This is a genomic window from Acidovorax sp. GW821-FHT11A03 (assembly GCF_058809075.1).
In genome coordinates this window covers 121,399-136,470 of record NZ_JBXASG010000002.1, presented here as the reverse complement: position 1 = coordinate 136,470, position 15,072 = coordinate 121,399, and the positions used below count along the sequence as shown (strand labels likewise).

The window sequence follows — 15,072 nt, the reverse complement described above, 5'->3', positions numbered from 1 at the left end:
CACCCCAATAACGACCAGGAGACAAGATTGACAGACCTTTCACGACTGATCCGCCCTCGCTCGATTGCCCTCGTGGGCGCCTCGGACCGCCCGCAAAGCATCGGCGAGCGCACGCTGACCAATCTGCTGGACCATTCCGAGTTCGACGGAGACATCTACCTCGTCAACCCGACCAAGGCGGAGATCCGCGGGCACCGTTGCTGGCCCAGCGTTGCGTCACTGCCAGCCACGCCCGACGTTGCTGTGATCGTGGTGCCCGCATCCGGCGTGCTGGCCGTGGCGGAGGAATGTGCCAACCGGGGCGTCCTTTTTGCCATCGTGTTGACATCGGGCTTTGGCGAGGCAGGCGAAGAAGGCGAACGCGCTCAGGTGCGCCTCAAGGAAATCGCCGACGCGGGCGGCATGCGCCTGTACGGGCCGAACTGCCCGGGCCTCACCAACGTCAACCACCGCCTGGGACTGACTTTCTCGCCATCCTTCCCGCACGACCTCGTCAAGGGTCCCATTGGCCTGGCCACGCAAGGTGGCGGCCTGGGGCGCAACGTGATGCAGGCCATGGACCGCGGCATTGGCATTGGCCTGTGGGCCTCCACCGGCAACGAGGTGGACTTGCAGGTGGCCGACTTCATCCATTACATGGCCGATGCACCCGACATCAAGGTGATCGTGACCCTGCTGGAAGGCATCAAGGATGGCGCGAAGTTCGTGGCTGCCGTGAACCGCGCAGCCGCCAATGGCAAGCCAGTCATTGCGCTCAAGGTCGGCAAGTCTGAGTACGGGCAAAAGGCGGCGCAATCGCACACAGCGTCCCTCACGGGGTCGGCCGAGGTGAACAGCGCGGTGTTCAGACAGTGCGGTGTGATCGAGGTCGATGACATCGACGAGCTTGTCGATGCAGCCTGGCTGTTCGCACGCGCGGAGCCGCCCCCAAGCGAAGGGGTGGCCATCTACACCTCTTCGGGCGGGACGGCGGCGTTGACGGCGGATGCTGTGGGCACCGCAGGCCTGACCCTCGCTCAGTTCACCCCGCACACGCGGGAGGTGCTGGCCTCGCTGCTGCCCGACTTCGCGGCGCTGGACAACCCGGTGGACACCACCGCCGCCGTGCTGAGCGATGCTGCGCTGATCGAAAAATCGCTGAGCGCGGTGGCCGTGGACCCGAACCTCGGTTGCGTGATCGTTCCGATTGCACTGGACTATGGCGACACCACGATCCAGCTGGCGCGCACCATCATCGCGGCGCAGAAAGGCTGCGCAACACCCATCATTCCCATCTGGATGAGTGACCGCATGGGGGAGGGGTATCGCATGCTGGTCGAAGGCGGTTTCGCCCCGCCGCGTTCGGTGGGCAAAGCCATCAAGGCCATTCAGCGCTGGGTTGAATATGGCCGCTGGAAGCGCTCGCGTGGCACCCAGCCGCCCATGCAGCCTGTGGTCGTTCTGCCGCCAGCCGCCGCCACCCTCAGCCTGTCTGAAGCGCAGGCCAAAGGCCAGCTGCAGGCTGCGGGGATCGGCCTGCTGCCCAACATGCTCGCGTCCACCATGGAAGAAGCGTTGGTGACCGCCAACGCCATGGGCTACCCCGTCGTGGCCAAGATCGCCAGCGAGCAGATCGTCCACAAGTCGGACATCGGCGGCGTCAAGGTGGGGCTGCAAAATGCCGACGAACTGCGCCAGGCCTGGGCGGACATCATGGACGCCGCGAAGCACCACCGGCCCGACGCGCACATCGACGGCCTGCTGATCGAGAAGATGGCGCCCCGCGGCGGGCTGGAGCTGATGGTCGGCGTTACGCGCGACCCGGTGTTCGGCCACGTGATGACCTTCGGCCTGGGGGGCATTTACGTGGAGATCCTGCGCGATGTGACACGCCGCATGTTGCCGCTCAGCGCCAGCGAGGCCGCGGCGATGGTGCGTGAGATGCGGTGCTTTCCCCTGCTGGAAGGTGCGCGCGGCCGCCCAGCGGCGGACCTGGAGGCGCTGCAGACGCTGCTGCTGCGCATCTCGGACTTCGTGATGCACAACGCTGGCCGCATCGAGGAAATGGACCTCAACCCGGTGTGGATTGGCGCCCGCGGAGAAGGCGTTTTGCCGCTGGACGCCGTGATCATCGAAAGAACCGCCGAAGGAGCGTCCGCATGACGGCCACCGCCGCCCGGCCGCCGTTGCAGTGCATCACGGTGGTGGATTTCAGCGAGCTGCTGCCGGGGCCGTTTCTGACGCAGAACCTGGCGGAGATGGGCGCACGCATCATCAAGATCGAGCGCCCGCCGCATGGCGACAACGCCCGTCACCTGGGCCAGGGCGCTTTCGAGGCCGTGAACCGGGGCAAGCAGAGCCTGTTGGTGGACCTCAAGGACGAAGCCCAGCGCGACAAGGTCCGCGAGCTGATCGCGTCGGCCGATGTCGTGGTCGAGTCCTACCGCCCTGGCGTGATGGCGCGCCTGGGCTTGGATGCCGCTTCGCTCTGCCAGGCGCATCCGCAACTCATCTATGTGTCTCTCAGCGGCTACGGCCAGACCGGTCCCTGGGCCGACCTGCCGGGGCATGACATCAACTACCTGGCTGCCGCGGGGGTGCTGGCCGTCTCGGGTACGCCGGACGGCGCACCCGCGCAGAGCTTCGGCCTGCCCGTGGCCGATCTGTGCGGAACCATGTACGCGCTGTCCGCCACACTCGCCGCGCTGTTTCAGCGCCAGGCCACCGGCCGGGGGCAGCATCTGGACGTGGCGCTGGCCGATTGCGCCTTGCACTGGATGAACCCGCGGCTGGGCGCCTACCGCTCCGCAGGCGCAGGCACGCTGCAAGCGCAGCGCGAGGCAACGCTGGTGAAGGCGGCTTACGGCGCCTTCCGGTGCAAGGATGGCCGCTACGTGTCGATTGCTGCGCTGGAGGATCATTTCTGGAAGCGCCTGTGTGCGGTGCTGGACCTGGCTCCCTTCGACGGCGCGAAGTACGTCACCCACAAGGCGAGAAAATCTGTGGCGGATGCGATCAACCTGCGCATCGAGCAGGCCATGCAGCACCTGGATTCGCACGAGGCCTTTGAACTGCTGTGCCGGCACGATGTGCCCGCCGCGCCAGTGGTGCCGCCCGCAGAGTTGGCCGCCCAGCCGCACTTTGCCTCACGCGGCAAATTCGCTCCCGGCGAAGACTTGCCCTTGGTCAGGTTCCCCGTTCCACTCGAGGGAATGGGCGGTGCAGACCTTGCAGGCGCACCGCAGCTCGGCAGTTCAGGCTGGTAGGCCATGGGCAGCGTCTTGCACACGCGGATCACCCGGCTGCTGGGGATCGACCACCCCATCCTGGGCGGCGGCCTCATGTGGCTGTCCGACGCACGGTACGTTGCCGCGCTGGTGAATGCGGGCTGCATGGGCTTCATCACGCCCCGGTCGTACGCCAGCGAAGCGGATTTCCGCGAAGCCCTTGCGCTGTGCTCGGAACTGACCCATGGCAAACGGTTTGGCGTCAACCTCACGCTCTCGCACCGGCCCGAAGCCAACACCATGATTCCGCGCTGGATGGATGCAGCCCTGACGCACGGCGTGAGGATCTTCGAGACAGCCGGACATGCACCGGCGGACCTCATCACCGCTCTTCACAAGGCAGATGCCATCGTCGTTCACAAAGCCTCGAACATCCGCCACGCTCTTTCGGCGGAGCGCGCTGGCGCCGATGCCATTGCCCTGGTCGGCATGGAGGAAGGCGGGCACCCGGGCATGAATGAGCTGCCCACGATGCTCATGGGGGCGCTGGCATACGGCCAGTTCAGCGTGCCGGTGGTGCTGGGCGGCGGCATCGGCCGCGGCAGGCAATTGGCTGCGGTGCTGGCCCAAGGGCTTGACGGCGTACTCGTCGGCAGCCGCTTCCTGGTGTGCGAGGAAATCCAGGCGCACCCCCGCTACAAAGAGCATCTGCTGACCTGCGACGAGCACTCCACGGTGCGGCTGCTGCAATCGCTGGGCACCACCTGGCGCGTGCTGCTCAACGACACTGCGCGCCAGGTTCAGGCCATCGAACGGGCAGGCGCCACCGAACACGCCGCGTTCGGCGACCTCATCAGCGGAACGGTCGCGCGCGACCGCTGCTACGCCGAGGGCGACTGGCGTCATGGCATGGCCTCCCTGGGGCCAGCCATCGCATTCGCCAAGCGTATCGAGCCGCTGCAGGCCATCGTGAACGGCCTGGTGGACGAAGCAGTGCAGGCCATCACGGCCCTGCGCACAGTGCATTCACTGGATTCAATGGAGCAAGAATGAACCGACTGCCTTTTATGGAGCGGCTGGTGGTGCCCGTCATTGCGGCCCCCATGCTGCGTGTCTCGGGAATCGAACTGGTCTCCGCTGCCTGCGCCGCTGGCGTCATCGGCGCATTTCCCACGGCCAACTGCACGTCTCTGGACGAGTTCGAGACCTGGCTTCAGCGGCTTCAGCGCGAGGCCGAAGAACAGCCCAGCCGGGCGCCCTATTGCCCCAATCTCATCATGCGCCGCGACCCCGCACGCCTCAAGGCCGAAGCGGACTTGATCGTGCGCCACGGCGCAGAGCTGGTGATCACCAGCGTCGGGTCGCCCGCGTCGGTGATTCCCATCTTGCACGACGGCGGCTGCCTCGTGTTTGCCGATGTGGCCTCGCTGCACCATGCAGAGCGTGCTCTGGAGGCGGGCGTCGATGGCTTGGTGCTGCTCTCGTCCGGCGCGGGCGGGCACACCGGCTGGGCCAACCCGTTCGCTTTCGTGCGCGCCGTGCGCCAGCTGTTCGATGGCCCCATCGTGCTGTCAGGTGGCCTGTCCGACGGTGTGGCGTTGCGCGCAGCGACGGTCCTGGGTTGCGACCTGGGGTGCGTGGGAACGCGATTCATCGCCACCAAGGAAAGCCTGGCTGGGGGAGACTACAAGCAGATGCTTCTGGAAAGCTCCATGGACGATGTGCTTGCGACGCGTGCCTTTACGGGGTTGCCCGCGAACTTCTTGAAACCGTCCATCGTCCGTGTCGGACTCGACCCCGATGGGCTGGACGAGACGGTATCCGTGCAGGAGGCCCGCAAGAAATTCGGAGGCGGATCTGAAGGACCCGTCATCCAACGGTGGTCGGATCTGTGGAGTGCGGGGCATTCGGTGTCGGGTGTGACGTCCCTGCCGACTGCCGCCGAACTGGTTCAGTCCATGAATGTGGAGTATCGGTCGTTCAAATAGCAGGACTCAGGCTCGAGGCCCTCCGAGGTCAGGCCTCCAGTCGTGCAATGCGCGACACCGCATCAGGCTACCCCACATGGGCACGCAGCCAGGCCACGATGTCGGCAGTCACCTCATCACGATTCGTCTCATTGAGGATTTCGTGGCGGGCAGCCGTGTACAGCTTGACTGTCACGTCGGTGATGCCTGCATCGCGGTAGCGCTGACCCAGCAGCTGAATCAGCGCACCGCCCCCCGCGAGCGGATCTGCGTCGCCAGAGGCAATGAAGATTGACAGGTCACTGCGGATACCTGCTAGCAGCGCTGGATCCGCCAGCCGGGAAGCCGGAGCGAACAGCGACGGGATCACATCGTCCGGCACATCCCACCCACACCACGGATCCGCTACATAGGCATCGACCTCCGCACCGTCCCGCGAAAGCCATTCGTATCCCGTACGGTGCTCAAAACCTGCGTTGAATGCCTCCAATCCGGCAGGCGCGTCTGCGGGAGCATTGGCCATAGCTGCGGCGAGCGCATCCAGCGCGGTTGAACCTGAGAGCAACACACCTGACCAGGTCGATGCGTGATCCAGGATCGCCGCCTGCGCCGCAAACGAACCCATCGAATGCCCAAACAGAAACAGCGGCAGGCCGGCGTGCTGCGTGCGCAGCAGCGCGCCGTACTGGGCCACATCGGCAATGAGCCCGCTGAAACCTGCGGCGCCAAAGTCCCCCAACCTGCCACCAGCGGTGCGCCCGTGTCCGCGATGATCCACGGCATGGACGATGAAGCCGGCAGCGTTCAAGGCCTTCGCAAAGCGGTCGTAGCGCTCGCCGTGCTCGGCTAGTCCGTGAGATATCTGCACGGCGCCCACGGGTTTGCCGGGGGTCTCGGCCCAGGTGTAGGTGATGACCGGGATGCCGTCTGCGCTAGACAGAAAGGAGGCGGATGTCGATGTGCTCATCGGGTCATTCTGGCATGGTGATCTGATCCAGGTGTTTCGGGCACATCACCTGCAGCCAGCCCTGGCTTTCCGTCATCATTCAACTGTTGTCTTCCGGTGAATTCATGGTCACCATTCACTTCCGCCAGACGAGCATCCACTGCCCGAACATGCCCCTTCCCCCTGTCCTCGACCGTTTCCTGCAAGCCCAGGATCCCGTCTGGCCCCGCGTGATCGCCGAACTGCGGGCGGGCAAGAAGCGCACGCACTGGATGTGGTTTGTGTTCCCGCAGATCAAGGGACTGGGGCATAGCGACGTGGCCCAGCGCTATGCCATCCAGTCGCTGGCCGAGGCGCAGGCCTACCTGGCGCATCCAGTGCTTGCCGGCCGGCTGCGCGAGTGCTGCCAGATCCTGCTGGGCCTGGGGACGTGCTCGGCGCTGGATGTGTTTGGCACGCCGGACGATCTCAAGCTGCGCTCCAGCATGACGCTGTTTGGCGAAGTTTCTGCGCCCGGCAGCGTGTTTCACGCCATGCTGCAAAAGTATTTCGACGGGTGCAAAGACCCGCGTACCGTCGAATTTTTCGATTGAAAATGGCATCTACCGCTTGTCCCATAAGCGTTGTTTGCTATTGATTTTGAATATTGCTCCTCTCTTTCTGGAACATGTGTGGCGCGCGTACGCATCCGATAGCCCGCGGACAGCGGTTGCACGTTCCAGCGCTGCTGCACTGCCCCTCAAGCGCCCCTGGGCAAAAACAGCGCGAATAGCATGGCAATGGCACCAGGGCCGATGAGATACAGCACGCCCTGTCCGCCCCACGTCGTCTCTACCGCAAGGAAAGCTGCGCGCCGAGAATGGGGCCTTCCATGGTGCCGATCCCTCCCCGCCAGCGCCATGAAGATCATGTAGGCCGTCCACTGCACGCTGAAATAGTTCTTGGGCGGAGACATGCGGACTCGGCATCTTGAATGCTCCGATGGCGTGGTGCTGCTTGGTGTGACTAGCTGGCGCTGGCACTGGGGTACGCCGGAGGCTGGTTGCGCTGCGAGTGACATGTGGTCACCGGGCAGAGGGCGTCGGAGGCGGGCGCGGTGTGCCGAGTATCTCCAGCGCCTCTCTCGCGATCGCCAGCGACAGCTCTTCCTGCAGGATGCCGGCCTTGAGCACCAGGTGCTGCAGGCGGCGCTCTCGGCTCGCTTCCTTGCCCATGAAGTCGCGCTGTTCGATGCGCTGGTAGACGGCCAGCTTGTCCTCGTGCATGGCCTGCAGGCGGGCGATTTCCTTTTCCAGACCGGTGGGGCCGACGGCGGCCTCGGCGCGCAGGCGCACCATGAGTTCGTCGCGCAGGGGCGTGGGGTCCTGTTGCTCGGCGATCCAGCGGCGCAGTTCCTTGCGGCCCGCGGGCAGCAGGCGGAACTGGCGCTTGCGGCCGCGGCCCGTCTCGGCCGGCAGGGCCTCGATCCACCGTGCTTCTTCGAGCCGCGCCAGCTCGCGGTAGATCTGCTGGTGCGTGGCGTGCCAGAAGTAGCCGATGGACTTGTCGAAGCGCTCGGCGAGTTCCGAGCCCGAGCAGGGGTGCTCGACCAGGGCGGTGAGAAGGGCGTGGGGCAGGGACATCGGAAGAGGGCGCCGGAGAAAGCTGTGTAGTTCGCCATCTTGCCTGAATCGGGACTGCTCTCCGTTGTTTCTGCAACCAGTTGCATAAATGCGTGATGCTGGCTATATTTGTGCAACTGGTTGCATAAACAAGGAGACCCCCGATGAACGCCGTCCCGAAACCTGCCCCGGCTCCACAGGCTGCTGGTAGCGGCAGTCCCTATCCCCACCTGCATGCCCCGCTGGACCTGGGCTTCACCACGCTCAGGAACCGCGTGCTCATGGGCTCCATGCACGTGGGGCTGGAGGAGGTGGCCAACGGCTTCGAGCGCATGGCGGCCTTCTATGCCGAGCGGGCGCGTGGCGAGGTGGGGCTTATCGTGACCGGCGGCATTGCGCCCAACGAGCGCGGCCGGCCCATGCAGGGCGGGGCCATGCTGGTCAACGAACACGAGGCCGGGCAGCACCGCAAGGTGACGCAGGCCGTGCACGCCGAGGGCGGCAAGATCGCCATGCAGATCCTGCACTTCGGCCGCTATGCCTACCACCGCGACCTGGTGGCCCCGAGCGCGCTGCGCGCACCCATCAACCCCCACGTGCCGCACGCGCTCACGGAGGAAGAGGTGGAGCAGACCATCGAAGACTTCGCGCGCTGCGCCGCGCTGGCCCAGCACGCGGGCTACGACGGGGTGGAGGTCATGGGCTCCGAGGGCTACCTGATCAACGAGTTCATCGCAGCGCGCAGCAACCACCGCGATGACGAATGGGGTGGCAGCTATGCCAATCGCATGCGCTTTCCGGTGGAGATCGTGCGGCGCACGCGCGAGCGGGTGGGGCCGAATTTCATCATCATCTACCGCCTGTCCATGCTCGACCTGGTGGAGGGCGGCTCCACGCTGGCCGAGGTGATACAGCTCGCCCAGGCCATCGAGGCGGCGGGCGCCACCATCCTCAACACCGGCATCGGCTGGCACGAGGCGCGCATCCCCACCATCGCCACCAAGGTGCCGCGCGCGGCCTATGCCTGGGTGACGAAGCAGGTGATGGGGCAGGTGGGCATACCGCTCATTACCTCCAACCGCATCAACACGCCCGAGGTGGCCGAGCGCCTGCTGGCCGAGGGCTGCGCCGACATGGTCTCCATGGCGCGGCCGCTGCTGGCCGATGCCGACTTCGTGCGCAAGGCACGCCAGGGCCGGGCCGACGAGATCAACACCTGCATCGCCTGCAACCAGGCCTGCCTGGACCACACTTTCGGCGGCAAGATCACCAGTTGCCTGGTCAACCCCCGTGCCTGCCACGAGACGGAGCTGGTCATTGCACCCGCTGCGGCGAAGAAGCGCATCGCTGTGGTCGGCGCCGGCCCTGCCGGCCTGAGCTTTGCCGTCACGGCCGCGCAGCGGGGCCATACGGTGGTGCTGTTCGATGCGGGCAGCGAGATCGGCGGCCAGCTCAACATCGCCAAGCAGGTGCCGGGCAAGGAGGAGTTCTACGAGACCCTGCGCTACTACCGCCGCCAGCTGGAGCTGCATGGCGTGGAGGTGCGCCTTTCCACCCGCGTGGCCGCGCAGGAACTGGCGGGCCAGGGCTATGACGAGGTGGTGGTGGCCACGGGCATCCGGCCGCGCACGCCCGACATCGACGGCATCACCCACCCCAAGGTGCTGAGCTACCTGGACGTGTTGAGCGACAAGCAGCCCGTGGGCCAGCGCGTGGCGGTGATCGGCGCGGGCGGCATCGGCTTCGACGTGGGCGAGTACCTCACGCACGAAGGCGAGAGCGGGGCCCTGGCGCCCGCCAAGTTCAATGACGAATGGGGCATCGACACCGCCTATGCCCAGGCCGGCGGCCTGCGCGCCGCCCAGGTGGAGGCGCCCGCGCGCCAGGTGCACCTGCTGCAGCGCAAGGCCAGCAAGGTGGGCGACCAGCTGGGCAAGACCACGGGCTGGATCCACCGCACTTCGCTCAAGGCGCGCAACGTGGGCATGAGCTCGGGCGTGGCCTACGAGCGCGTGGACGACGCCGGTCTCCACATCACCATCGACGGCCAGCCGCGCGTGCTCGATGTCGACCACATCGTGGTCTGTGCCGGCCAGGAGCCGCTGCGCGAACTGTACGACGTGCTGCTGGCCGGGGGCCAGAGCGCGCACCTCATCGGCGGTGCCGATGTGGCCGCCGAGCTCGACGCCAAGCGCGCCATCCTGCAGGGCACGACGCTTGCCGCCGCCATCTGATCCAACAACCTCACCCCAGGAGACATCCATGACCGAAGCCCCGAAGAACATCCACCCCGCCGTCGCCCGCTCGCTCGACACCTGGCACCACATGGTGGCCAGCCGCGACCTGTCGAACCTGCTCTCCATCGTGCACCCCGATGCGGTGTTCCGCTCGCCCATGGCGAACACGGCCTACACCTCGGCCCCGGCGCTGATGCTGGCCCTGTCCACGGTGATCCAGGTGTTCGAGGACTTCACCTACCACCGCCAGCTGGCCACCGACGACGGCCTGAACATCGTGCTGGAGTTCAGCGCGCGCGTCGGCGACAAGCAGCTCAAGGGGATCGACCTGGTGCGCTTCAACGAGCAGGGCCAGATAACAGAGTTCGAAGTCATGGTGCGTCCCCTGAGCGGCCTGCAGGCGCTGGGAGCCGAAATGGGCGCGCGGCTGGGTGACAAGCTCCCAGCCTTCAAGGCAAAGGCCTGAAGAAGCGTTCACAAAAGAAAAGACCGGAGACAACGCCCATGACCGCCACCACCGCATCGCCAACGCCCTGGGAGTGCTCCTACCCTGAGGCCCTGCGCCACTACCAGCTGGACCTGGCGGCACTGCCCGCCAACGCGGCGCAACTGGCTGCCAAGGCCGCTGCAGACCACGGCGACCAACCCGCCTTCACCTTCGTGCTGCCCACAGGGGCCAACGTGGTGCGCAGCTTCAAGGAGATCGATGCGCTGTCGGACGCGTTTGCCGCCTGGCTGGTGCGCGAGCAGGGGCTGCAGGCGGGCGGGGTGCTTGCGCTGCAGATGCCCAACTGCCTGCACTACCCCATCGCGGTGTTCGGCGCCTGGAAGGCCGGGCTCATCGTGACCAACGTGAACCCGCTGTACACCGGGCGCGAGCTGCGCCTGCAGCTCGAAGACAGCGGTGCGAAGCTGCTGCTGGTGTGCGACCTGTTCCTGCCGGTGGCACAGCCTGTGGCCGAGGGCCTGGGCCTGCCCGTGCTCACGGCCAGCCTGTGGGACTTCTTTGAGGAACCTGTGGCATCGGCCATCCGCGCCAAGATGGCCGGGCCTGCGGACTCCACCGCGGCGCCGCTGTCGCGCATGGCCGACGCGCTGGTGCGCGGCCAGGCGCTGGCGCCCATCGCGCGCCACAGCCACCCCGTGGCGTTGTACCAGTACACGGGCGGCACCACCGGGCGCAGCAAGGGGGCGGTGATCACGCACGGCAACATCCTGGCCACCTTGCGCATCACGCGCGATTTTCTCGACGCCTACGACGGGCCGAAGCAGGGCGAGACGATGCTCACCGTGCTGCCCATGTACCACGTGTTCGCCTTCATGGTGAACTTTCTGGTGTTCTTCGAGGTCGGTGCACGCAACCTGCTGGTGCCCAACCCGCGTCCCATGTCCAACCTGCAAAAGACCTTCGAGCAGTTCGACGTGCAGTGGACTACCGGCGTGGACACGCTGTTCGCCGGCCTGCTGGCCGAGCCCTGGTTCCAGGCCAGGCCACCGAAGCTGCGCTACGCCTTCTCGGGTGGCACGACCCTGCGCACGTCGACCGCGCAGGCCTGGCAGGCGGTGGTCTGCCCCATCCTGGAGGGCTACGGCATGACCGAGACATCGTGCATCGTCTCGTGCAACCCGCCCTCGGCTACGCCGCGCCTGGGCACCGTGGGCGTGCCCATGCCGGGCTGCCGGGTGCGCATCGTCGATGACCAGGGGCGCGATCTGCCCCAGGGCGAGCGCGGCGAGTTGCTGGTGCAAGGGCCGCAGGTGGTGGCCGGCTACCTGCATGCGCAGGAAGATAGTGCCAGCGCGATCCGGGACGGCTGGCTGCACACGGGCGACATTGCGCAGCTGGAGGAGGGCGGTTTCATCCGCATCGTCGACCGCAAGAAGGACATGATTCTGGTGTCCGGCTTCAACGTCTACCCGAACGAGGTGGAAGACGTGCTCGCGGCCCACACCGACATCGCCGAGGCCGCCGTCATCGGTGTGCCGGATGCCGGCACCGGCGAGGCCGTGCGCGCCTTCGTGGTCGCGCGCAACCCGGCGCTCAACGCAGAGGACGTGGAGCGCCACTGCCGCACCCAGCTCACGGCCTACAAGGTGCCACGCCAGATCGTTTTCCGCGAGCAATTGCCCAAGTCGCCGGTGGGAAAGATCCTCAGGGCGTCGCTGCGCGAAGAGGCCTGAAAGGGGTCTGAGCAACGGCCTGGTCTGCAGCGGTGAGGCCAGGCCTTGCAGCTGCCGAACAGTCGGTGGAATGATGTTGGTGGTGCCAAGAACGATCAAGCCCTTGCGAGCAGTGGGGCGGGCCGAAGCGGTGATCCCCGGGGGAATGCCGTGTCCCGGTGTGATCTATTTCTCCGCACATGGGTCACGTGGCAGCGCAGCAATGAACACTGAATCCATATCCTTCATCACAATAGTTGTTGTCTATTGACAAAATATTACAAATCTACTGACCATAACGCAGATGAACATTGGGGGACTGCGATGGGTTTTCAGAACATGACGATGCGGGCGAGGTTGGCACTGTCGTTTGGCTTGATGGTGGTGCTTATCGTGGTCCTGTCCGCGTTCGCCATCAAGGACATGAGCAGCGCCAAGACGCAATTTCATGACTTCGTGACCGGTATCGACGCACGGGCACATCTGGCCCAAGGAATACGGAGCGCCGTCGACGCGCGCGCCGTGGCCGCCCGGAACATGGTGCTGGCGACCAAGCCTGCAGAACGCGACGCGGAAAAGGCGGCTGTCGTCAAAGCCCACGAAGACGTCCAAAAACGCCTGGCCCTGCTCAAACAGGCGGTAGAAGGCCCAGGCATTCCAGTCAACGTCAGGACGCTGGTGGCCGAACTCGCAAAGATCGAGCAGTCATATGGGCCGGTGGCCCTGTCCATCGTCGATTTGGCGATGGCCGACAAAAAGGACGAAGCCATTGCGAAAATCAATGACGAGTGCCGGCCGCTTCTCGCCGCCCTGATTGCCAAGACCGACGAGTACCAAAAGACAACCGATGAGCGCTCCAAACAGCTGGTGGATTCCTCCGAGGCCGATTTCGAATTCCAGCGCCGGCTCTTGATCGGCCTGGCATTGCTGGCCACCGTGATGGCGGTGGCATGCGGGGTGGCCATCACCCGCGGAGTGCTGAGGGCCCTGGGTGCCGAGCCCGATGCACTGAGCAGTGCCGCCAGCAAGGTGGCGGGCGGCAACCTGTCCAGCATTGCGGGGGCGAGCGCAGCCCCCGGCGGCAGCGTGCTGGCATCGCTGAGTGCCATGCAGCAGAACCTGGCCAGCATCGTGAGCAAGGTACGGGGCGCCACCGACTCCATCTCCACCGGCACGAGCGAGATCGCCATGGGCAACGCAGACCTGAGCCAGCGCACCGAAGAGCAGGCCAGCGCTTTGCAGCAGACCGCCGCCACCATGGAAGAGTTCACCTCCACGATCCGCAACAACGCCGAGAACGCCAAGATGGCCGATCAGCTGGCCATCAGCGCATCCGCCGTGGCCACACGGGGCGGCGAGGTGGTCTCCAAGGTCGTCACCACGATGCGGGACATCAACGACAGCTCGCGCAAGATCTCGGACATCATCGGTGTGATCGATGGCATTGCCTTCCAGACCAATATCCTGGCGCTGAACGCCGCGGTAGAGGCAGCCCGCGCCGGCGAGCAGGGCCGAGGCTTTGCTGTGGTGGCCACCGAGGTGCGCAATCTCGCGCAGCGCAGCGCCAGCGCCGCCAAGGAGATCAAGGCGCTGATCAACGAAAGCGTGGAGAAGGTGTCCGTGGGCACGGGCCTGGTGGATCAAGCCGGGCAGACCATGGTCGAGGTTGTGGGCGCGATCAAGCGGGTGACGGACATCGTGGGCGAGATCAGCTCCGCCAGCTCCGAGCAGAGCACGGGCATTTCCCAGATCGGCCAGGCCGTCAACCAGATGGACCACGCCACGCAGCAGAACGCGGCTCTGGTGGAGCAAAGCGCCGCCGCCGCCAAGAGCCTGGAGCTGCAGGCCCAGCAACTCACCGAAGCCGTGAGCACCTTCCAACTGGAGGATGCGCCTGGAGCTACGCTGAATCGTCCTTGGGCACGCGCCGTTCCCCGCGCCGTTCCGCGCGCGCTTCTCGAACAAGCTTAAGCGGCAGAAGGTGAGAGGTCGTTGTGACCGTTCAGCAAAGGCGCCTTGAGAGCCCGGGAGCCGCCACGCGCCCTGTCGCGAGGAATGGCCTCCTACTAAAACCTGGGCGCTTCATGTTGGCCCTCGCTGTGATGGCGCTTATTACATATCCGCGCTGAAGAATGACATGGGCATTCAATCGGACCGTCCGTAGCGTCCGCTCACCTCAACGCTCAGCATTGCCTCTACCCCATGCAGTCAGTCTGTCAGTTACTGGACGCGGCAAAGCTGGATGCCGAATCTTATGTAGAACCATGTGCGCGAGTGAGGTCAAGACACTCCGCGGAGATAGGCGAGACAGATCCCCTGTCACACGTCGTTGTCAATGCGACTGATGTCCAGGGAGAGATAGTTGGTTTTCGAATTACTTCCATCAGTTCAATGGAAAGCACTGCATTCTTTGGGCTGCGTCCGTTGATCCAGCATATCGACACCATGGGGTCGGCACCTCGATGATTGAGAGATCGTTTGAGCCTGCGCACCGTGCTGGCGCAAAGGTGTTTGAGGTCCGACAAACTGAGCTTTACCCCGAGCGAGAGGGGCTCTTCGCTTGGTACAAGAGCTGCGCTGCTTGAAACAGCGATCGGTTCGGGACGCTCATCCAATATAGGACACAGATCGTCCGATATGGCGATGTCTACACCTCTGCTCAACTCGAACGCTGAACTGAACTGCCTTGGCCGATATTGCCCAGGGCTGCGCCAGTATCGGGATCGCTGCAACCTAGATGATGATTGTTCCAGCTATGGGCAGCGTCCTGGCACCTCGTAGACTGAAATTTCTCCATACAGGTATGGCCCAGGCACAAAGGGGATTCAATTGGTCCTCTCACGACATGGGGCGATGGCAGCTTGGGGGGCGAAACAAGCGAATGCCACTCCGGGCGCTTGCGAACCCGAACCAAACATCGTCTACGGGAAACCAAAAGGGAGCAGGGCACAATCT

At 65.2% G+C, this 15,072-nt stretch carries 11 protein-coding genes and 1 pseudogene; 10 read left to right on the top strand and 2 right to left on the bottom strand.

The window, feature by feature from the left end; all coding sequences use genetic code 11:
* The first annotated feature begins 27 nt into the window (after positions 1-27).
* Genes AC1RVY_RS04390 through AC1RVY_RS04375 form a run of 4 tightly spaced genes read left to right on the top strand, consistent with a single transcriptional unit; the run spans position 28 to position 5,194 of the window.
* Entirely contained in the window at positions 28-2,142 is a 2,115-nt protein-coding gene (locus AC1RVY_RS04390) for an acetate--CoA ligase family protein (RefSeq protein ID WP_218340387.1), read from the top strand.
* On the top strand, positions 2,139-3,245 hold the full coding sequence (locus AC1RVY_RS04385; RefSeq protein ID WP_492805493.1) for a CaiB/BaiF CoA transferase family protein: 1,107 nt from the start codon (positions 2,139-2,141) through the stop codon (positions 3,243-3,245). Before AC1RVY_RS04390 ends, AC1RVY_RS04385 begins: the two co-directional genes overlap by 4 nt.
* Before the next feature lie 3 nt (positions 3,246-3,248).
* The gene (locus AC1RVY_RS04380) at positions 3,249-4,259 is read left to right on the top strand and encodes an NAD(P)H-dependent flavin oxidoreductase (RefSeq protein ID WP_218293369.1); all 1,011 of its coding nucleotides are present in this window, start codon (positions 3,249-3,251) and stop codon (positions 4,257-4,259) included.
* Positions 4,256-5,194, top strand: a complete 939-nt coding sequence (locus AC1RVY_RS04375; protein ID WP_218293370.1) for an NAD(P)H-dependent flavin oxidoreductase — start codon at positions 4,256-4,258, stop codon at positions 5,192-5,194. The genes AC1RVY_RS04380 and AC1RVY_RS04375 overlap by 4 nt, the downstream gene beginning before the upstream one ends.
* Before the next feature lie 67 nt (positions 5,195-5,261).
* Here AC1RVY_RS04375 and AC1RVY_RS04370 read toward each other — a convergent pair whose 3' ends face one another.
* Positions 5,262-6,140 carry an alpha/beta fold hydrolase gene (locus tag AC1RVY_RS04370; protein WP_369641598.1) on the bottom strand — a complete coding sequence of 293 codons (879 nt, stop codon included), beginning with the start codon at positions 6,138-6,140 and terminating at the stop codon, positions 5,262-5,264.
* A 149-nt stretch (positions 6,141-6,289) separates the two neighbouring features.
* Between AC1RVY_RS04370 and AC1RVY_RS04365 the strand changes: the two genes are divergently transcribed.
* Complete coding sequence (locus AC1RVY_RS04365) at positions 6,290-6,712, top strand: DUF1810 domain-containing protein (protein ID WP_492805491.1); 423 nt, start codon at positions 6,290-6,292, stop codon at positions 6,710-6,712.
* A 471-nt stretch (positions 6,713-7,183) separates the two neighbouring features.
* Here AC1RVY_RS04365 and AC1RVY_RS04360 read toward each other — a convergent pair whose 3' ends face one another.
* Positions 7,184-7,741: a PadR family transcriptional regulator gene (locus AC1RVY_RS04360; RefSeq protein ID WP_492805489.1), complete on the bottom strand. Its 558-nt coding sequence runs from the start codon at positions 7,739-7,741 to the stop codon at positions 7,184-7,186.
* Between the two features lie 143 nt (positions 7,742-7,884).
* Here AC1RVY_RS04360 and AC1RVY_RS04355 point away from each other — a divergent pair, with 143 nt between their 5' ends.
* From AC1RVY_RS04355 to AC1RVY_RS04335, 5 genes and pseudogenes are all read left to right on the top strand, one after another.
* The gene (locus AC1RVY_RS04355) at positions 7,885-9,954 is read left to right on the top strand and encodes a 2,4-dienoyl-CoA reductase FMN-binding domain-containing protein (RefSeq protein WP_492805488.1); all 2,070 of its coding nucleotides are present in this window, start codon (positions 7,885-7,887) and stop codon (positions 9,952-9,954) included.
* Positions 9,955-9,982: 28 nt separating this feature from the next.
* On the top strand, positions 9,983-10,423 hold the full coding sequence (locus tag AC1RVY_RS04350; protein ID WP_007854945.1) for a nuclear transport factor 2 family protein: 441 nt from the start codon (positions 9,983-9,985) through the stop codon (positions 10,421-10,423).
* 38 nt (positions 10,424-10,461) lie between these two features.
* Positions 10,462-12,138 carry an AMP-binding protein gene (locus AC1RVY_RS04345; protein ID WP_492805486.1) on the top strand — a complete coding sequence of 559 codons (1,677 nt, stop codon included), beginning with the start codon at positions 10,462-10,464 and terminating at the stop codon, positions 12,136-12,138.
* Between the two features lie 303 nt (positions 12,139-12,441).
* Entirely contained in the window at positions 12,442-14,088 is a 1,647-nt protein-coding gene (locus AC1RVY_RS04340) for a methyl-accepting chemotaxis protein (RefSeq protein WP_492244403.1), read from the top strand.
* A 428-nt stretch (positions 14,089-14,516) separates the two neighbouring features.
* Positions 14,517-14,702: pseudogene (locus AC1RVY_RS04335) on the top strand (hypothetical protein); the annotation flags it as partial.
* Positions 14,703-15,072 lie beyond the last annotated feature (370 nt).